Raw genomic sequence first — 20327 nt, 5'->3', positions numbered from 1 at the left:
TTTTCGTTTTTATTTGATCGGGTTGGCTTGTATTATATGGGCATTAATGTAAGCATTCACGTCCGTAATCGCGATAATTTCTGCTTGTGCTGAGCTGCGGCGTTCCTTCCATTCGACCACACCATCCGCGATCCCTTTTCCAATCACAACACGTTGCGGTATTCCGATTAAATCACTGTCCTTCAGCTTTACGCCAAGCCGCTCTTCTCTGTCATCTAACAGCACTTGAATACCAGCTGCCGTCAACTCCCCATACAGCCGTTCAGCCGCCTCCATCTGTGCAGCGTCTTGATGAGCAACAGGAATTACATGCACCGTGTATGGAGCGATTGATGCTGGCCAGATCATACCATTCTCGTCGTTATTTTGTTCGATAATCGCTGAGAGCAAGCGGCTCACGCCAATTCCGTAGCAGCCCATAATCATTGGCTTCGATTCGCCAGCTGTATTGACGAATTGCGCGCCAAGCTTCTCACTGTACTTCGTCCCTAGCTTGAAGACGTGCCCAATCTCGATGCCTCGGATGATCGTAAGCTTGCCTTCTGTACAGCTCGGGCAGGAATCGCCTTCCTGAACATTACGGAAATCTCCGACCTGTGCGAGTGCAAAATCACGACCAGGCACGACGTTGCGGCTATGGTAATCCGTCACATTCGCACCGGCAATCGCCTTCGGCATAATGCTTACTTGGTAATCGACGAGCAGCGGTACCGTCAGTCCGACTGGACCTGCGAAGCCGGTTCCAGCTCCGGTTATACGCTTCACCGTTTCCGTATCTGCAAGCTCTAGCGTTATGGCGCCGAGCGCATTGAGCACTTTCGTCTCATTGATGCTGTGATCACCGCGTACGAGGACCGCAACTGGCTTGCCATCTGCCACATAGAGCAGCGTCTTGATCAGCTCAGCACCACTGACGCCAAGCCCTTCGATTAACTCTTCTATGGTTCGCATTCCAGGAGTATGGAATTGCTCCAGTGGAGCTGACTCCCGCGCAATAGCTGACAACTGAAGTTCGTCTGATGCAAAAGCTACCGTCTCTCGACTAAACGCCTTCTCCATATTCGCGGCATACGTACAGCAGCTGCATGTGACGACGTCATCCTCGCCTGACTCGGCAATCGCCATAAATTCATGGGTGCCGCCTTCACCGCCAATGGAACCGGCATCCGCTTCTACGGCGCGGAATTGAAGGCCGCATCGTTCAAATATCCGGTGATATGCGTCGTACATCGCGCGATATGTCTGATCGAGCCCTTCCCAATCCGTATCGAAGGAATAAGCATCCTTCATGACGAATTCTCTGCACCTCAGCAAGCCAAACCGCGGGCGGCGTTCATCGCGGAACTTCGTCTGCACCTGATAGAGTGTAACCGGAAGCTTCCGGTACGTCGAAATCTCCCCAGCCACAAGCTGCGTAATGACTTCCTCATGCGTTGGACCAAGAGCGAACTCGCGCCCACTGCGATCCTGCAGACGGACAAGCTCTGGTCCATACACCTCGTAGCGGCCGGATTGCTGCCAGAGATCAGCCGGCTGCAATGCAGGCAGCAGCACCTCTTGCGCGCCGGTACGGTCGATTTCCTCACGCACAATTGCTTCAATGTTGCGAAGTACACGGCGTCCAAACGGCAGGAACGAATAGACGCCTGCTGTCAGCTGGCGGATATAACCGCCTTTTACGAGCAGCTGATGGCTGATCGCTTCAGCATCTGCTGGTATTTCTCTCATCGTTGGAACGAAAGCATGTTTTTGTCTCATTGGATACAGGTCCCCTCCCAAATAAATAAACACGCACCCATCCCTGGTTAAGGGACGAGTGCGTGCTCTCGTGGTACCACCCAAAATTCAGCCGAAAAAAAGGCTCTTTTGCTCTTGATAACGGGAATGACCCGGCTGCAAATACGAAGGCGAGTTCCTTGCAGCGACTACAAGGCTGGGCGACTCTAGCAGCTGCGGGAAGCTTCTCAGCTTAAGGCTTCCTCTCTGGGCGCAGACAAACGAATAGAGCGCGTATCCTTGATCAGTGTCGTTCAATTTGTTGTCAAATAAATTACAACAACTTGAGAGAGAAGTCAACAGGCATATTACGACGAGCGACATTAATCTCTCAGTAAGTATACGTAATTATAATTATGTTAACTAAAATGAGAATTTCCATATCGTTTCCAGCTCATGTACGTAAATTCGCAGTATGGCGCTATAATCCGCGAATGTAAAAAAGGAGCTCTCCCGATGATGGGATAGCTCCTTATTGATTATGTTCACGTTTCGAAATTTTTCTAAATCATCATTGGTTTACATAATTATAGTTATGTAACTAAGTTACCAACTAACGAGTCAATTACTTTCTCCATCACATAATCATCCATCACATAACCGTTTCCAATATCTGCAACTTGTTCCCGCACGATCCGAAAACCCTTTTTCTCATAAACCGCAATACTTGACTCGTTATGACGATTGACCGTAAGCCAAATATGGCCCAGCTTCCGATCCTGGCACAGCTTCACCAGGAATGCCATTGCCTCGCTGGCATAGCCACGTCCTCGATGCTCCTTGGCGACATAGAACTTGCTCAGGAACAGCTTCTCCTCTTCTTGCCTGACCGACATATATCCGACCGCCGAACCATCCTGCTGAATCAAATAATACTCGTAATTCTGATGATATATCTGATCCTCAATCGCCTGGGTGGATTGGAATTTATCGATCATATAGTCAATCTGCTCCATCGTAATGATGGAGACGTAATATTCACGCCAAATCTCTGCCGCTAACCGAGCTAGTTCTGTAATTTGTTCCGCTGATTCCACTCGTGGAAATGTGAGGTTCATCGTATATGCCGCCTCTCGTAGCCATCAACTTGGGTGTCATTTATCGGTTTGCAAAAGCAATTCCTTTCGCCTCGAAAGCAGCAACGATCAGATCCACCGCTTTTGGGCCGATGCCATGCAGCTTCCTGAACTCCGGTTCACTCATGTTCGCGATATCGGCTAAGCTATGCAGCCCTGCATTGCTCAGCGCGCGAAGCGCCGGCTTCGATAGTCCAGACGGGATATCAGTCAGCGTATTCTTCGCAGCAGCATCCTGTTTCATTTGCCATATCCCTCCTTTCTCGAACGATAATTAATGCCATAAATCGTCTCGCGCCAACATCAGTTAATCTTATTAACTACCTATCCAAATCGCGTGCCCGCTGCTTCGGCCAGCTCCAGGATTGCCAGCTGTCGTGCTCGATTGCATCTTTTCGAATGCTTTCGATAATATGCGGCAATATGGCCAGTTCACCATTCCCCTGCTGTTCCTTCTGCAGTTTTACAAGAGCAGGCAACGCATCTGAAGATAATGTAGCTAAATAATCGAGATCGATTTTGCCAGTGGAGGCATAACGTTCGCTATTGCTCTGCGCCACTATGGCATCAATATTGATATAGTTCATGATAACATACGCCGCTACCGCAAGACCGATATAAGCTTTGGCGAGCGAGAAATGCTCCCTCCATATGCGGAAGAGCGATACTAACAGAATGCAACCAAGAAATAGCATAAATCCATGCACGAGTAGACGTGTTTGCGTAAAGCCATAAGCCTGTTCGTAGAGCGAGAGCCTGCTGAAGGCAGATACGAGCATGATGATGGTGCAGCCGACTAGCATGCTGAGCGACAGCTTACGGACCATCTCTGCCGTTTGCCCTTCTCGTTTCACAAGGTGAAGTCCGGCGAGCAGCAGTCCAAGGTTGATCAGAGAGACAGCGACGAGCTGTGCGAAGCCCTGTCTGGCATACTCGGCATAAGCAGCCCCTTCGGGCAATAAGCCCGACGCAGCGCCGAATAGGCAGGAGAATTGAATGCCGGCGAACACCAGGTAAACGAAATTAAAGCTCATGAGCAGTGTCGTAGCTGTAATGGAATCGAATCTTTTGCCAGCTCGAATGGATGGTGTTGATACTTGATTCTCCATCCTTCGGAACAACAGTGTCCATAGATAACAGAAGGCATACAGCCCGATAGCAATAGCGAAGATAAACCGTACGATTCCATTGCCAACGGAGACATCGCCAAACAGGTTAGGAATTCGATTTAATAAGCTTTGAAAAATAGTATCAGCGGAAGCGAGCAGCAACGTGACTATGAGCAGCAGCGGAGCGGCGAGCAGCAGGCCAAGCATAACGCGTTTTAATGTACTTGCGGCTGGACTACTCCCTTCGCGCGTGACGGACTCCGGCAAGAAGCGTGCTGCCAGCAGTCCGAAAGGAACTGTCATATACGTAATTGGTTTAAACAGAGAAACGTACAAGACATCATGATAAAAAGCCGCTCGATACCATGGCTTCGTGCTGCTTCTGGTGAGCAGCACCGTCTGAGCAGCTGCAAGCGCTGGGAGAAGGATGATGTTAAGCGATTGAAACATCGGATTCGCGAAGAGTACGTAACTTAGCGATAGCAGCGCAATGGGCAGACTGAGCAACCAGCCGGATTTGGACTGGCCTCGCCACTTATCGAATCCGCCTATTCTCCCCTTAACGGCAAAGAAGAATAACCCATAGAACAGAGCTGTAAACAAAGGCACGTTAAGGCCAAAGAAATGCCCGATCAATAAATATTGACTAATTAAGCCAAACAACAGGGACAGCAGAGCGATTCGCTCATATCTGCGCTGCCATGGCGCCGGATCTCTCATGCTCTCTCACTCCTAGAATTTCGCCTTGCTGGAATCGAATTGTGATTTACTCCCTTTTATTGTAGCCTATAAAATAAGAACATAAAGTGTAAGATTTTTTTAAGAAATTTCGAATTTTAGGCGTTTGTTTGTTAGGGGGAAGGTTATGAAGATTCGGCAGCATTATCTAGCGCTCCGAAATTACTATCCGAAATATAAGGAGCAGGAGCCGCTTAAGATTACGACGCTCGAGCTCGCTGAAGCGCTCGATTGTACACACCGCAATATGGTGCTGCTGCTCAAGCGGATGCAACAGGAACAGTGGCTAAGCTGGGAGTCGAGACGCGGGCGCGGCAATCGCTCTGTGCTGCAATTTTTAGCGCGCAAGGAAGATATCGCCTTGCAAGAGGCGCAGGAAATCGCCGAGAAGCAGGACTTGCAATCTGCTATCTCGTATTTGCAGACGATGGATGAAGGTACGCACGTGCTGCGTCAACAATTTCAGGAGTGGCTATCGGGACGGTTTGGCTTTCATACGGAGCTGCAGGGTGAGCGCCGCTTGGATATTTTGCGGTTCCCGCTGCCTCAGAGCATTCATTCGCTTGATCCTGCAAGCATCCACTATTCCGGAGAGAGCCATCTGGCGAATCAGCTCTATGATGGGCTTGTCCGAATGAGCGCTGCCGGTGATGCCATTCAGCCGCATCTCGCCCATGCATGGGAAGTCGACGACAGCCGGACGGTATGGACATTCTACCTCCGCAAAGGCGTATTGTTCCATCACGGTACAGAGATGCTCGCAGCCGATGTGAAATATGCGCTGGAGCGGCTTCAGACGCTCGCACCGAAAGGTTTATTCAACTGGGTCTATATGAAGATTATTCGTATCGAGACCCCCGATGAACGAACGGTGCGCATGACGTTGTCCGAGCCGAATGAGCTGTTCCTCGCTTTCCTGACGACGAATCGCGCCTCCATTGTTCCGGCTGCAAATCGAGTCCAGGAGGATGGCCTACACCAGCAACAATACAGCGGTATCGGGACGCAGCCGATTGGTACGGGACCGTTTCGACTAGTGGAGCAAGTAAGCGGCGTATTCGTGCTCGAAGCATTTCCCTCCTACTTCCAAGGACGCGGCTTCCTTGACCGGGTTGAAGTATGGACGCAGCCTGGGGACAAGCCGCTGGATGAAGCGGAAGAACTGACCTCGTTTCAAGTGATGCATAATGTGCGCCTGTCGAAGTCTGCCGCCAGCAGGTGGCAGCAAGTGCGCCAATCCGGCATGACCTGCAAATTCATTACCGTTAACGAGCTGCGTGACGGACCGCTCTCGATTGCGGCAGTTCGTGAGGCGCTCGATGTCGCGCTTGACCGTTCAGAGCTCATTACTCGCCTGTCCGGCGATGTCATTGAGCGTGCCGACAGCTTCTGGCCGCAAGCTGCTGATACGCAGATGGATTCGCCTGAAAGCAGCGTGGACGCCACAATCGCCATCGCTGACCTAGAGGCAATTAAAGAACGAGTGAGAGCCTCCGGTTATCAAGGCGAGCCCATCGTTCTCGCTACGATTCCACAGTATGAGACCGATGCCCTCATTGTGCAGCAAGTTTGCTCGGACGCCGGCATCGCTATCGCGATTAAGCTCATTGCCGCGGAGCAGTTCAAAGGCGAGGAGCGGCTAAGCGCTGACCTGCTGCTGTTCGCCATTATGCTCGATGAACACCGCGAGCTGCGGCTCATTGATCTGTATACAAGCATGCAGAATCACAGGAGGCCACATATGCAGCTGCTGCTGCAGAAGCAGATCGCGGACATCTTGACCGAACGCTCGCTCTCGCGCAGAGCAGCTTCCTTCATGGAGCTCGAGAAGCAGCTGTTGGAATCGCACAGCTTGCTCTTTCTTTACCGCAAGCATCTGAAGACCGCGTTCCATCCTTCAATCCGAGGTATTTCACTCGAATCGCTCGGCTGGGTAAGGTTCCGCGATTTATGGTTTACACGCTAAAACGGAAGCGCGGTAACGAAACAAAGAAGCAAGGAGCGAGTGGTCTCATCTCGAGCAATCGAGAGAGGCCAAGCTCCTTGCTTCTTCTTATCTGTGCATGACTTGCGCACTACTTACGCTGTAGCACGTACCGTTCGCCTGCGACCGTATCGAACGATATGCGGCCCTCGTTAACGACTCGTGTCGCCACTTCTCCATCTTTACCCGATGCTCGCACGGACAAAGCAGCAGTAACATCGTCCGCATTTAACGCCATTACGCACTCCTCACCGCTAACTGAAAATACTTCTATCTCCGTCCATGCCCCATCCTGCCACCGGAGACTGACTTCGAATCCTCCGCGTGCACGCAGCCCCCGCACTGAGCCGCTCGTCCAAGTACTAGGAAGCGCAGGCAGCAGCTGCAAGGCGCATTGATGCGATTGCAGCAGCATCTCCGCAATACCCGCTGTAGCAGCGAAATTGCCATCGATTTGGAATGGCGGATGCGCGTCGAATAGGTTCGGATAGATGCCTCCGCCATGATGACCATTCGGGTCGTTCTCACGTACGACTGTTAGCAGATTCGAGATTAATTTCAGTGCACGGTCTCCATCTCCAAAGCGAGCCCAAAGTGAGATTTTCCAGCCTAAGCTCCAGCCTGTTCCATCGTCGCCGCGGCGTTCAAGCGCTCGCTTAGCGGCGCCAAACAGCTCGGGCGCAGCATGCTCTGTTAGTTGCCGCCCAGGGAATACGCCGAACAGATGCGATACATGGCGATGATGTACGTCCTCATCTTCGAAATCGCCGCTCGTCCACTCTTGCAGCTGACCATGACGGCCAATCTGGAGCGGCATCATCTGCTCCTTCGCTTTGGCAAGCTGCGAGCTGAATTCATCATCGCCGCCTAGCACAGCCGCTGCTTCCTGGCAGTTTGTGAACAAGTCCCAGATGATCTCCAAATCCATCGCTGCGCCTGCACTGACGGCAGCCAGCCCATCCTTTGTATGGAACTTATGCTCAGGCGAAGTCGATGGGCTTGTAACGAGCCTGCCTTCGCCACTATCGATCAGCCAATCGAGGCAGAATAGTGCCGCTCCCTTCATGATCGGATAGGCTTTCTCACGCAGATAAGCTTCATCTCGCCCATATGCGTAATGCTCCCACAGATGCCGGCTGAGCCAAGCTCCACCCATCGGCCAGCTCACCCAAATCGGATCGCCATGCCCGAAATCCCCGACAGGGTCCGCTCCAGCCCAGATGTCCGAATTATGATGCGCTGTCCAACCTCGCGCACCATAATTAACGGACGCCGTCCGCGCGCCGTTCACTGCGAGATTGCTCACGAAGGTAAGCAGCGGCTCATGGCATTCCGCCAAATTGCAGCTTTCCGAGGGCCAATAATTCATCTCGGTATTAATATTAATCGTATAATTACTGCTCCAAGGCGCCCGTGTTTCCTTGTTCCAGATGCCCTGCAGGTTTGCTGGCTGTGTTCCTTCGCGAGAGCTTGCGATCATCAAGTAACGCCCATACTGGAAGAGCAGTTCCACGAGTGCAGGATCTTCCGCGCCGTATTGCGCAATGCGCTTATCCGTCGGCATACCAATCGGCGCAGCAGCTGAGCCGAGCTTCAGCTCCACTCTACCAAAGAGCGACTGATAATCGGCAATATGCCGCGCGCGCAGCTCCTCATACGGCTTTGCAGCAGCCGCCTCCAGCGCAGCAGCAACAATTGGCCCAGGCTGTCTGCTTCCACTGCCTGGTACAACATCGAACCGCTCAAAGCTCGTCGCCCCGCTCCAATAGAGCGTGACCTTCGTTGCACCGACAACGTGCAGCCCGTTCTGGTCAATCGACCACCGCCCTCCTCCATTGCCAAGACTGACGCTCAGTCCGCCTTCCCAAGCGACCGCTCGCGACGAAGCGGGATCCTCCGCATAGACGATTGGATAATCAACCGGATAATAGCTTGGCGCGACATGCTCCGGAGCAACGCCACCGATTACGTAGCGGTCACCGTCCCGCTTCGTCTCGAACCGAAGCAGACTGTCCAGCTGCGCATGGAAGCTCAGTCGACCAGGCTCGTTTACTTCTAATCGCATCACAATTACGCCATCTGGATAGGATGCGAACGTTTCACGCGTGTAATTTACTGATCCAATCGAGTAACGAACCCGAGAAATTCCTTCCTCCAAGTCAAGCGAACGCTCATAGGAGGTATAGCAATGACCATGCTCAAACTTAAGCCGCAGATGACCAAGTGGCAAATACGACTGCGTATACGGTCCCATCATTTCTTTGGACAGCTTATCTGCCTCTACATAACGACCTTCTGCAATTAACTTGCGTACCTCAGGGAGCACCTCCCGCGCACGCGGATTCGTACCGTCAGCCGGATAACCGGACCATAACGTATCTTCGTTCAACTGCAATTCTTCTTGCTCAACACCGCCATATATCATCGCGCCGAGTCGGCCATTCCCAACTGGAAGCGCTTCCGTCCATACGTTTGCTGCTCTGTCATATTGAAGCTTCAACATACTCGTCCCCCTCTCCACATAATGACAATGTAGCTTTTTGCCCGATCGACCGTCAAGCGAATACGCGCCAAATTACCTTTATTTCATATCTACATATAAAAAAACAGCTCCGAAGAGCCGGGCCATTCAGGCCAGGTCATCGGAGCCGCCGCTATACATACCATTTAGAAAGCCTTCGTCGTCCAAGACTCGCAGTTCCACACTTCGGTTACGACATCGCGATAGAATTCCGGTTCGTGGGAGATCATCAGGATGCTGCCTTTGTACGCCTTGAGCGCGCGTTTCAGTTCATCTTTCGCATCTACGTCCAAGTGGTTCGTCGGCTCATCGAGCACGAGTAGATTCGTCTCACGGTTAATCAACTTGCAGAGACGAACTTTCGCCTTCTCGCCACCGCTGAGCACCGCGATCTTGCTCTCAATATGCTTAGTCGTAAGACCGCACTTCGCGAGCGCAGCACGTACTTCAAACTGATTGAAGGAAGGGAACTCGTTCCAAATCTCATCGATACATGTATTGTAGTTCGCGTCCTTCGCTTCTTGCTCGAAGTAGCCGATATGCAGCGTCTCACCAAGCTGTACCGAGCCGGAAAGAGCTTGGATCTCGCCAAGAATGCTGCGAAGCAACGTCGTCTTACCGATACCGTTGGCACCGACAAGGGCGATCTTCTGTCCGCGTTCCATGCGCAGGTTCAGCGGATTCGAGAGCGGGGAGTCGTAGCCGATTACGAGGTCATTCGCCTCGAAGATCAGTCGACCGGAAGTCCGCGCATCCTTGAAGTTGAACTGCGGCTTCGGCTTCTCCTTCGCAAGCTCGATGACATCCATCTTATCGAGCTTCTTCTGGCGGGACATCGCCATATTCCGTGTCGCTACGCTCGCTTTGTTGCGCGCAACGAAGTCTTTCAGATCAGCGATTTCCTGCTGCTGGCGCTTGAACGCAGACTCTAGCTGCTGCTTCTTCATTTCATGTACGTTCATGAAGTGATCGTAATCGCCTACATAACGGTTCAGCTCTTGATTCTCCATATGGTAGATCAAGTTAATAACGCTGTTCAGGAACGGAATATCGTGAGAGATGAGAATGAAGGCATTCTCATATTCATTCAGATAACGCTTCAACCATTCGATATGCTGCTCATCGAGATAGTTCGTCGGCTCATCGAGAAGAAGGATGTCCGGCTTCTCAAGCAGAAGCTTCGCAAGCAATACTTTGGTCCGCTGACCGCCGGAGAGGTCATGAACGTCACGGTCAAGACCAATGTCAGTGAGGCCGAGACCGCGCGCCGTCTCTTCGATCTTCGCATCGATCATATAGAAATCCTGATTCGTCAACGTATCTTGAATCGTACCGACGTCCTCGAGCATCTGCTCAAGCTCTTCTGGCGTCACTTCGCCCATGCGGCCATACATGTCGTTCATCTCTTGTTCCATGTCGAACAAATATTGGAAAGCACCTTTGAGCACATCGCGGATCGTCATTCCTTTGTTCAGAACCGCGTGCTGATCGAGGTAGCCGACGCGCATCCGTTTGGACCATTCGACCTTACCGTCATCCGGCTGAAGCTTGCCTGTAATAATGTTCATGAAAGTGGACTTGCCTTCGCCGTTCGCGCCGATTAGTCCAATATGCTCGCCTTTCAGCAGCCGGAACGAGACGTCATTAAAGATCGCCCGATCACCGAAGCCGTGGCTAAGTCGTTCTACGTTTAATATGCTCATAATTGCACCTTTTCTGCTTAGACTTTTTGTAACTTCACAGTTTTTCTCGTATTATTATAGCGTCATGCGCTTGGCAACTCAATAACGAGATTCGCCCGAACCTACGAAAATAAAACCCGAGCCGCACAGATCCTCTCCTTCTGCGTCGCTTCGGGCTGTTCCGTCACTCTCAGCAGCTCACGCGGCTTCCCAATCGGCAACCCACGCGAAGTGCGAAGGTGCCCACTATTTGATTTCACCATAATCTTTAATGCCCGTGTGCACGCGTACATCGATCTTCGCTTCCGCGAAAGCTTCTGGCCACTCGTCCTGAACCTTCTTCCAATTGTGATACTGATACGCCCGGGCGAAGAGCCCCAGTCCAATCGGGTCCACTTTGTTCTTCTGTAACTTGCTCACAAGCTTCTTCAGCTCCTCAGTCAGTTGCTGATCAATCATTTTCTCGAGCTTGTTCGCATCATCCTGGATATTATAATCGAATAACCTCTCCGTAATTTGTATAGGAAGACTTAAGTCATATTTAAACTGGAAGCGGCCGTCTTTGTAGGAGGTTTTGATCTTGCGGTTCACTTGCTTGATATAGAAGCTCACCGTGCCCATATGAAAGACAGTACCTGGCTTATCCTTCTCCGGAAGAACAACAGTCAACGTCAGGTCTTGGAACTTCTCATCCTGCAAAATCTGCAGCAACTCGTTCTCCACCAAATTCAGGCTCGTCACGTACTTCCCATCATTATCCAATAGCGCCGTGCCCTTTAATCGAATTTCCTTCGGTTCCTTGCGCAGCTCTGTGATATAAGGGGTAACGCCTTTCTCATAGAGCAGTCTCTGCATTGAAAATAACGTCGTTTTTTCAACAAGATTGCGCATATGGGCCGTATCGACTAATTTGGCGATATGAAGCGGTAGTCTGCGCTTGTCCTCGGGCTCGAAGAACATGACGTCACCTACATTGCCGTCTACCATAATAATTCTTGCATTCGCCCGCACCTTTGCATCACGGAATAATACATCCAGCAGCTTGTACCAATAGGGATGCTGCAGCAGCTTCTTGCCAACAAGCAAGTTCTGAAGCTTGCCGGTGCTCACTAATGCAGATACCTTCGCTTCAAAATAACCACGAGCATCCCGAGGCGACATCGCCTTTACAACCGTCTCCTCATTCTTCTTCTTCGCTTCCTTGCTGAAAACCGGACTGGACATATAGATAAGCAGGTTGTTGTCTTTATCGAGGTCAATACCTTCCATAAGGACGAGCGTGACATTCTCAAGATCTAGCCGGTCCTTGCAGCTAGTAAGCAGCAGGCTAACCGTAATCAGCAGTAGTGCCGTCCTCTTTATATGACTCAATTCTGCCACCTCTTAAATTGCGACATAATAAGAACAATCAGCCATATGAAAACGGGTGATATAAAAGCAACCCAAAGTCCAAGTTTGCTAAACATGGCAGTCGCATCTATACTCGCAACCCAGCCACCATTCCAAACGTAGTTGTACGCAACCATTGCTACCAATAGCAATCCGGCATGCACATAGTATTTTCCGATAAGCAACCTGCTTGAACAATAAACCGACATATAGAGTGCCGTAATCCATGTCTTCGCAATGACCATTAAGTAACAGGACAACATCACGAGATCGAAGCGTTCAATGAATCGAAATTCGATAATCTTCACAGCAGAGATGACGGTGTCATTGAAATAGGTAATCTCATCGGGGCTAAACACAAGAAAACAAATAATAGTTATGAAGAGATAGACAAGCATCGTGAACGAATTGGCTATGATAACACCCTTGGTAGCTGATTGCTTCTTCTCGAGATACGGATATATGAAGTAGATACACTCGAATCCGAGGAAGGAGACGATTGTCGTGTTGACCGAACGAATGACCGGCATCCAGCCTTCCTTGAGTACAGGCAGCAAGTGCAGCCGATTGCCATCATTAAACAAAGTGGAAATGACGAACACCATCCAAATGGAGACAAGAAACGTAATTTCCGCAAAGCGTCCGAGATCTCGAACGCCACCTTTGATCAGCATATAAGCAGGTATGACGAAGAGCAGCATCACTACCCAGGTTGGAGTCTGCTGCATAATCCAACTTTGAGTTAGCAGTACCATACGGTCAAAGATTAGGTAAGCGTATAAGAGGAAATAGATGCCATACACCACCATAGCAAGCTTCCCGATCCATTTGCCAAAAAAATGCTCGATCAGCTCGATAATGGTGCCGTTCGGATACCTCTTCATAATCAATACCATGATTAAGCTGGCTGATGTTGAGAGAAGCCAGCCTAAAATAATCGCGATCCAGCCGTCCGTACCGCTAATATCGGCAAGATCCTTCGGCAAAGAGAGGATGCCGACCCCGAGCTGCATACTGTGAATAATGAGAATAAACTGCAGCGTCGTAATTTGAGTGCTTTTACTTGGTTTCAGTGCTGCATCCATCTAATCATCATCACCTTTAAGCTGATGTTTGGGTCCAATTCTCGTCTTCTGCTGCGATCGGACGCTTTCCGGCCGTTTCTTCATGTTCCATAACGGCAGCCGGATGAACACGTCCTTCCAGTCACTAATGCGCATTGGCGCGATCGGCGAGCTGTAAGATTCGCCAAGCGAACGCAGCTGAATGAGATGTATAACCAGTGTCATGAAGCAAACGACGATTCCAATAATTCCAAACAAGGATGCAATGAGCATGACTGGAAAACGGATGAGCCGAATTGCGGCAGCCATATCGTAGTTCGGCAAAATGAAGGAAGCTACCGCGGTTGACGATACGACAACGACCATCAGGTTGCTTACGATCCCTGCCTGGACCGCGGCTTGCCCAATGACAATACCTCCGACAATGCCGACTGTTTGACCGACAGGCGCAGGCAGTCGAATACCGGCTTCACGCAGCATCTCAAGCATGAGCTCCATTAAGAGTGCTTCAACCAATGGGGGGAAAGGAACGGCTGCCCGAAACTGACCAATCGACAGAATCAGATCTAGCGGAATTACCTCCACATTGAACGAAATACAAGCGATATAGATTCCTGGCAGAAAAGCAGCGACAAAACAAGCGATGACTCGCAATATTCGCATGAAGGATGCAACCGGCCAGCGCGTGCTGTAGTCATCAATACCTTGGAAGAAGGCAGCAATGCCGACCGGGGCGATCAGCACGCTCGATGATCGGTCAACGACAACGCATATTCGCCCTTGAAGCAGCTGCGATGCTGCAGTATCTGGACGCTCCGTTGTAATGAGCTGCGGCAGCAGCGAGAACGGCCGATCTTCAATATATTCCGCAAGCTCACCTGTATTGAGGATGCAATCGATGTTTAATGACCTTAATCGTTTCTCCATCTCTTTGACGAGTTGCGGCAAAGTCACATCTTCTAAATAAAGGATCGTCACTTTGCTGCGCACCCGGCTGCCGACATAAAGCTCAATCATCTTCAATTCTCTCGTGCTAATCATGCGGCGCAGCAAAGCAACATTCTGCCAGCCAGATTCGATGAAGCCTTGATGCGCTCCTTTCAGCGATGCTTCGATCTGCGAATCGGAAATTGCACGCTGCGGCCAGCCTTGTGTGTCAAGTGAATACGCCAGCTCAGTGCCATCCAGAAACAGAATGCTATGCCCTTCAAGCAGCATGAGCTCAATGTTGCTCCACTGCGTCGTCGACTTCAGATCGCCGATCGTAATGGGCAAATGGTTTATTTGCTCGTCACCCACAATCGGCTCGAACATGAGCTGGTAGAGCACATTGTTGTTGATCGAATTTTTGTCAACGAGGCCGCATAGATAGACGAGTGCCGCCTTTTGTCCGGTTTGTTTATAGATAAACGTCCTTATAATCAGATCTGGCGCTTTACTGAAGATCGTCTGCAATTGAACCAGATTTGCCTTCAAGCTTGATTCAACTGTGCCGCGATCCGGCGTATGGTCTTCTCTAGACTGTCTCTCTATGATGATTTGGCGGTGAGTTAATAACTTGAATAAACGAAAAAAGAATTCCACAGTCGCTCCACCATCCTTCGTGTTCAGGATCGTTCCATCCGTTTCCTCATTGTGCCAATTCGAGCTGGAAATTATTCGTAAAATGCAAGCAGACCGCCAACTAGTGGCGGTCTGCGAATGATTTATTTTATAGTTTCTTCCCTTTTCCAGAAATGATTTTCAGCAACCCATTCTCTGGTTTAACTGTGTATTGAACGCTGTAGGAGTTGACAACAACATCGCTGCCCTGCTTATCTTCCGTCGCTTCAATAATGACATCGACGATCGCGGATTGCGAGTCAGCCGATGAAACCGATATATTCTTTATGTAGACTTCGAGCGTGTACAGGTAGCCTTTTCGGAAAGCTTCGTAATCCGTCTTCGTTTGCCAATCGCTACCGAGCAAGCTGTACGCGTTCACGTAGTCCTTGCTTCCAATACTCTCATAAAATCGTTGGACGATATAATCCGCTCCATCCGACATCGTTTCCTTCGTATACGCTTCGTTATCTGTGTCGCCCGCACCCGAAGTCGCAGTTGACTGTTTCGCCAACTCCTCATCGGGATGCTGGCTCCACGCTTCGAGCAGCGCATTGACTTGCCCGATTGGGATGCTGAATCCGATCGCCCCCTGCTCTTGGACAGCCGTATTAATTCCGATCACTTTGCCGCTTGCCTGCAGGACAAGCGGTCCTCCGCTATTACCATGCGTAATCGGCGCGGAAATTTGATAAAGCCCCTTATACTTCGTCTCTTCAATCTCGAAATCCCGGTCGACTCCGCTTATGATGCCCGTCGTCACAGTATTGTCGAGCCCGAGCGGGCTGCCGAAAGCCATCACTTCATCGCCGATGTCGACATTCGTCTCCGCATCGATCGCAAGCGGCTCTCGGCCTGCAAGCCCATCGGCACGAAGCAGCGCGATATCCTTATCTGGATTAATCCCGATTAACTTGCCCACATACAAACTACCGTCGGAGGCTTTGACCGTAATTCCGGTCGCATCCTCGACCACGTGCGCGTTGGTGACGATATCGCCTTTGTCATTATAGATAAAGCCCGAGCCGGTTGCCTTGCCTTCCTCCACGTTCACCTCGATGGAGACGACCTTCTTCTGATCCTCTTGGATCAATTCTTTTAAACTATGCTTCACTTGAGCCGCAGAAGGATTCGCCCCCGGCTTGCCCAGCGCCGACGCCGCTTCCACAACAGGGTTGTCCCATCTCTGGTCCAGCATATATACGGCTGCTGTGCCTCCCAGTAAGATAAACACAGATATTGATAACGATAACCAGCTTCTTAGTCTCATGTTGCATGCCCCTCCTATTCCAACTGCCATTCGATGCGAGTTACGTTCACCGATGTTAATGAGCCGTCATTATAATAGCTATTCGTGAAGCTGCCCTGCTCGCCTATTGGCAAATCGTATGGCGTTACATACAGCGTATCGCTGTAGAGGATATTCCCCCAATTGTCGAGGATGTCGTAATAAACAGTCACGTAGTTGACAGATCTTGTCGCGACGTTCTTAACCGTACCGCTTACTACGAAGTTGCCGTAATCATCAACGCCGGTGTGGATATCTACCAATTGGACACCTTCTGTCCGATTGCGCACATCCTCCTTCGTCGATGCCTCAATCGCCTTCTGAATTCGCTGCTGCTCCGCTTCCTCGAATGCCTTCTGCTTTGTATTTATCATCTTCTGCAGCGAGAGCAGCTTCGCATTTTGGGCGTCTTGCTTGAGCGCGCCATCGACAGTTTGCAGCGCTTGTTCAAAGTTCTTCGCTTGCAGCTCCTTTGACGCTTTCTCATAGGAGAGGTCGACGATTTTCTGCTTCACTTGCTGTACTGCCTTCTTCGCTGCGTCCCCAGAGTATGGCTTGAGATCCGCAAGCAGCGGCACAAGCTCAGTCACTGTTTTCCGCTTCGCAAGGCGGTCAGACACCTGCAAAACGGTAACCGTCTCTTCCTTGAGTGAAGCTTGGCCGGCAAGTCGTGTATACACCGCGCCACTACGCGAGGCAATAGTCTTCTTCAGTTCCGAGACTGCCTTGAGCGCTTGCTCATATTGCTTTGCTTCCGCTTGGCGGTCCATAGATTGCATGGTTCCAACCAGCTTCTGAACATCAGCCAAAACAGCTTGATCATTCAGCAGCACCGGATGGGAGGGGCGCTTCTTCAATGCAAGCTCGATCTGTTGCTGGCCTTCGGCATACTTGCCATCCAAAGACAGCTGCTCCGCTGTTCGGATCATCGCATCAACCTGTTTCGTAATATGCTGCTGATACAAGTAGTCCCCTGCGATTCCGATCGAGACGAGCAGGAAGCTCAGTATTGGAAGCAGCACCCACAGCACTGTACGCGATTTGGCTATAGTCGCTTGTTTCCGTTCGACAGGCGCATCCGCCTCTTCAATTTTGGGTTGATCCTCATAAGCTGGACTCGCAATTGCAAGTGACGCTGCTGCCTCACTCTCGCCCGATGACAGCTCTTCAAGCACCTCAGGCGGTATCGGTTCACTCGCTGGAACCGGATTACCGCATTTGCTGCAAAACCTGCTTTCCTCCAGCAGGCGGTTTCCGCATTGTACACAAAACATGTAGAATCCTCCATCCGTGGTATAGGTATGATTGGCTAGGCATGACCACAGCATCACATGATTCGACATTTATAAGGAAATTCCTGTTTCTTAAGTCCTATTTATCCAAAATTTGATAAGGAAGCCACTTCCGAGCGGCGCAAGAACGGAGGATGAGAAAATGTAGTTGGTTTTGTGGACTTCATTTGGCGGATTATTGGCGAGCATTATTAGCGAAATGAGCCGATTTGTGCACAAAAAAGAATAAGGCCATCCCTCTGTCACTTTCGTGACTTTTGGGACAGCCCTACTCTTCTTGATCACATGTCTCAATCAACGATTACTGCTTCGACTCTGCTAGTCGCATATCCAACAGCTGCAACGCCTCACGGATTTTGCCCTTCGGCAAGTCCAAATAGCGGTCACCGAGACTAACTTCGTAGTAGCTGTTATTCTCGTCCACTTCACGAATATAGCGTGTTAGACCGACGCCTGTCTCCGCATAGATCGCTTTGAACAATTGCTCCAGCTTCTCCTTCGGCACTGCGGCATGAACATGGAACATGTTCGAGACCGGCACCTGCGGCTTCGTCTCGATATGCTGGCAGCTGTTATACAGCTCAGCAAGCTCAACTGCGGCGAGGTAGTACTGCTCCATCTTCGGCAGACGCTGCTCGAAATAATAATCGCTGCTGATGATGTACGGATATAAGCTGATCAGATCGCCGCCATGGCGTCTTTTCCATATTTTCGACTCGGCCGTGAATGACTCGTCACCTGCGAGAATGGCGCCTGCAATGCCGCCGATGCCTTTGTAGAACGAGACGTAGACGCTGTCGAACAACTGGCAGATTTCGGCTGCGGTACGCTTATAATATGGCAGCACTTCGAATAACCGCGCTCCATCCAGATGCAGCTTAATTCCACGTTCGCGGCAATAAGCCGAGATCGCTTCAAGCTCGCTGAACGGCAGCAAAGTGCCTCCAATTTCACGCTGCGGAAGCTCCAGCAGTATGCAAGCTGCTTTCTCATCCAGCTGCTGAATGTCTGCAAGTCCTATCGTTCTGCTCTTATCGGCTATAAGCACCGGCTCCAGATGATGCAGCTCGCGAATGCCGTTCTGTTCATGGATCTCCAGGTGGCACAGCGGATGATAGGCTACTTTCTTATTGCCCGCGCCATCACTCCAAATACGAAGTGCGATCTGCTGCGCCATTGTTCCACTCGGGAAGAAAACCGCCGATGGCTTACCTAGATATGTAGCTATTTTCGCTTGGAACTCCTCGATAATCCGGCCTGTTCCATAAATATCACTGTCCTGCTCCCCATCTACGGACTGGAAAGCCTCAAGCAATTGATTGACATTCCATTTGCTGTTACCTGTAACTGGATATGGTGCTGCATGAAACGCTTCTAGTAAAGTTTGTTCTGCCATGATGCTGCTCTTGCTCCTTATTAACCGTTTAAACGTTTGTGGTTTTGGTGCGCGAGTGTTAGGAAATTCACATAGATCGGCTGCAAATTAAACTTCTTGCCGAACTCGAACTTATAGCTGGAGACTTGCAAATTGTTTGTTTTGTAATATGGCGAAGTGATGTAATGTATCGTCAATTCGCTATCATCGAAGCCCGTGCCCCCGGTCTCCATCGTCACATCAATGATGGAATCCAGATGGATTGAAGCGACTCGCGTCTTCTTCCCCGTAACCCCTTGATGATCAATGAAGATAAGGCGCTCATCTGTAATGATGAACGAGTCCCGAACAAGCTTAAAGCCCATTTGGATTTTTTCATTCGGCATTAAGTACACGCCATATTGATTCGTTAACTCGGGTACGGATACTTCTGAATAGTTGCCAAACAACCCGCCTAATAGGTTTGCCATGCTCTAGTCCTCCTATGCGTTCCTCATAAAGTGACGTGCTTCGATAGTATTCGTCAACTTCTGTCATTTTCCTCCATTTGTATATCTTGAATTACCGACTGAGCACGCGAATGCCCATCACCACATTCCAGATCACAACTGTAAAGCCTAATAGTGCCGCTATTAGTCCAACGAACAATATCGACCCAACATGTCCTCCGAAAATCGAAACAAAGAACAGCGGCAACGCGATCAAAGGGATGAGATGGGAGAATAAAGCGCGCTTGGCGTGCTGCTTCACTTCATAATCGTTCGTTACAAAGTAGATGACAACCGGTACGATGAAGCCCGCGAAGAAGATGCTGAAATAACATAAAGCTGAAATGATTTTGTTCGATTCCATTTTCTGCCCCCACCTCTTCAAGTGATTTGAAAGCTTATACGACGATTGCCTGTACAAAGTTTCTTTTTCCAGCATTTAGGACGTTGTCCCGTACCCGTTCGGACTATCCCACATATGATAACGTATGCATTAACACTCTTCCTCAGGGGGAGGTGATTCTAAATGACATTTGCACTTACAGATTGGATGCAATATTCGATGTGGGTTGTTCTTGGCATGATGGGTCTGAACTTCTTGCTTGGTCTCTACAAAGGACTGATGGCAGGCAGCATGACTAGCGACATGTTCACAATGTATCTGAAAGACATGATGTACTATGTGCTCCCATTGTTCTTAATGGCGAACATGGATGCTTCCTTCGACACTTCGGGTTGGATCATGTTAACCGCGTACTACGTCGGCGCATTCGGAGTTGTATTCAAGTACTTTATGGATCTTAAGAACAAATTGTAAACAGATAGGCGAACACTTAAAGCACTCACAATTCCATGTTAATTTTGAAGCAAGCTGCCGATGCACCGACAGCTTGTTTTTTTAATGCACTAGGATATGATAAACAACGTGGTTGAGATTGTTATA

General features: G+C 50.1%; 16 protein-coding genes. 2 read left to right on the top strand and 14 right to left on the bottom strand.

Annotation, left to right across the window (positions count from 1 at the left end; translation table 11 throughout):
• Nucleotides 1-9: 9 nt before the first annotated feature.
• The 4 genes from AC0LWF_RS04940 to AC0LWF_RS04925 form a co-directional block, all read right to left on the bottom strand.
• Complete coding sequence (locus tag AC0LWF_RS04940) at nt 10-1758, bottom strand: proline--tRNA ligase (RefSeq protein WP_474650418.1); 1749 nt, start codon at nt 1756-1758, stop codon at nt 10-12.
• A gap of 551 nt (nt 1759-2309) precedes the next feature.
• A complete protein-coding gene (locus tag AC0LWF_RS04935; RefSeq protein ID WP_474650417.1) occupies nt 2310-2834 on the bottom strand; it encodes a GNAT family N-acetyltransferase in 525 nt (174 codons plus the stop codon).
• 40 nt (nt 2835-2874) lie between these two features.
• Nucleotides 2875-3096, bottom strand: coding sequence for a helix-hairpin-helix domain-containing protein (locus tag AC0LWF_RS04930; RefSeq protein ID WP_474650416.1), 222 nt, complete (start codon nt 3094-3096; stop codon nt 2875-2877).
• Nucleotides 3097-3172: 76 nt separating this feature from the next.
• A complete protein-coding gene (locus AC0LWF_RS04925; RefSeq protein WP_474650415.1) occupies nt 3173-4681 on the bottom strand; it encodes a DUF4153 domain-containing protein in 1509 nt (502 codons plus the stop codon).
• A gap of 145 nt (nt 4682-4826) precedes the next feature.
• Here AC0LWF_RS04925 and AC0LWF_RS04920 point away from each other — a divergent pair, with 145 nt between their 5' ends.
• Nucleotides 4827-6665, top strand: coding sequence for an ABC transporter substrate-binding protein (locus AC0LWF_RS04920; protein WP_474650414.1), 1839 nt, complete (start codon nt 4827-4829; stop codon nt 6663-6665).
• A gap of 109 nt (nt 6666-6774) precedes the next feature.
• Here AC0LWF_RS04920 and AC0LWF_RS04915 read toward each other — a convergent pair whose 3' ends face one another.
• From AC0LWF_RS04915 to AC0LWF_RS04870, 10 genes are all read right to left on the bottom strand, one after another.
• Nucleotides 6775-9186, bottom strand: a complete 2412-nt coding sequence (locus AC0LWF_RS04915; protein WP_474650413.1) for a glycoside hydrolase family 95 protein — start codon at nt 9184-9186, stop codon at nt 6775-6777.
• A gap of 164 nt (nt 9187-9350) precedes the next feature.
• Nucleotides 9351-10907, bottom strand: coding sequence for an ABC-F family ATP-binding cassette domain-containing protein (locus AC0LWF_RS04910; RefSeq protein WP_474650412.1), 1557 nt, complete (start codon nt 10905-10907; stop codon nt 9351-9353).
• 225 nt (nt 10908-11132) lie between these two features.
• Nucleotides 11133-12257 carry a Ger(x)C family spore germination protein gene (locus tag AC0LWF_RS04905; RefSeq protein ID WP_474650411.1) on the bottom strand — a complete coding sequence of 375 codons (1125 nt, stop codon included), beginning with the start codon at nt 12255-12257 and terminating at the stop codon, nt 11133-11135.
• The gene (locus AC0LWF_RS04900) at nt 12254-13360 is read right to left on the bottom strand and encodes a GerAB/ArcD/ProY family transporter (protein WP_474650410.1); all 1107 of its coding nucleotides are present in this window, start codon (nt 13358-13360) and stop codon (nt 12254-12256) included. The genes AC0LWF_RS04905 and AC0LWF_RS04900 overlap by 4 nt, the downstream gene beginning before the upstream one ends.
• On the bottom strand, nt 13361-14923 hold the full coding sequence (locus AC0LWF_RS04895) for a spore germination protein (protein ID WP_474650409.1): 1563 nt from the start codon (nt 14921-14923) through the stop codon (nt 13361-13363).
• A 127-nt stretch (nt 14924-15050) separates the two neighbouring features.
• A complete protein-coding gene (locus AC0LWF_RS04890; protein WP_474650408.1) occupies nt 15051-16211 on the bottom strand; it encodes a S1C family serine protease in 1161 nt (386 codons plus the stop codon).
• Between the two features lie 14 nt (nt 16212-16225).
• Entirely contained in the window at nt 16226-17503 is a 1278-nt protein-coding gene (locus AC0LWF_RS04885; RefSeq protein WP_474650407.1) for a zinc-ribbon domain-containing protein, read from the bottom strand.
• Between the two features lie 319 nt (nt 17504-17822).
• Nucleotides 17823-18917, bottom strand: a complete 1095-nt coding sequence (locus AC0LWF_RS04880) for a threonine aldolase family protein (RefSeq protein WP_474650406.1) — start codon at nt 18915-18917, stop codon at nt 17823-17825.
• 20 nt (nt 18918-18937) lie between these two features.
• Nucleotides 18938-19366 (bottom strand): PH domain-containing protein, encoded by a 429-nt coding sequence (locus AC0LWF_RS04875; protein WP_474650405.1) that lies wholly within the window; start codon nt 19364-19366, stop codon nt 18938-18940.
• Nucleotides 19367-19457: 91 nt separating this feature from the next.
• Complete coding sequence (locus AC0LWF_RS04870; protein WP_474650404.1) at nt 19458-19748, bottom strand: magnetosome magnetite crystal formation protein family; 291 nt, start codon at nt 19746-19748, stop codon at nt 19458-19460.
• 162 nt (nt 19749-19910) lie between these two features.
• Here AC0LWF_RS04870 and AC0LWF_RS04865 point away from each other — a divergent pair, with 162 nt between their 5' ends.
• Nucleotides 19911-20201, top strand: a complete 291-nt coding sequence (locus AC0LWF_RS04865; protein WP_474650403.1) for a hypothetical protein — start codon at nt 19911-19913, stop codon at nt 20199-20201.
• The last annotated feature ends 126 nt before the right edge of the window (nt 20202-20327 follow it).

The organism is Paenibacillus sp. sgz302114 (genome assembly GCF_056120345.1).
This window is presented reverse-complemented; position numbering and strand designations above follow the sequence as displayed.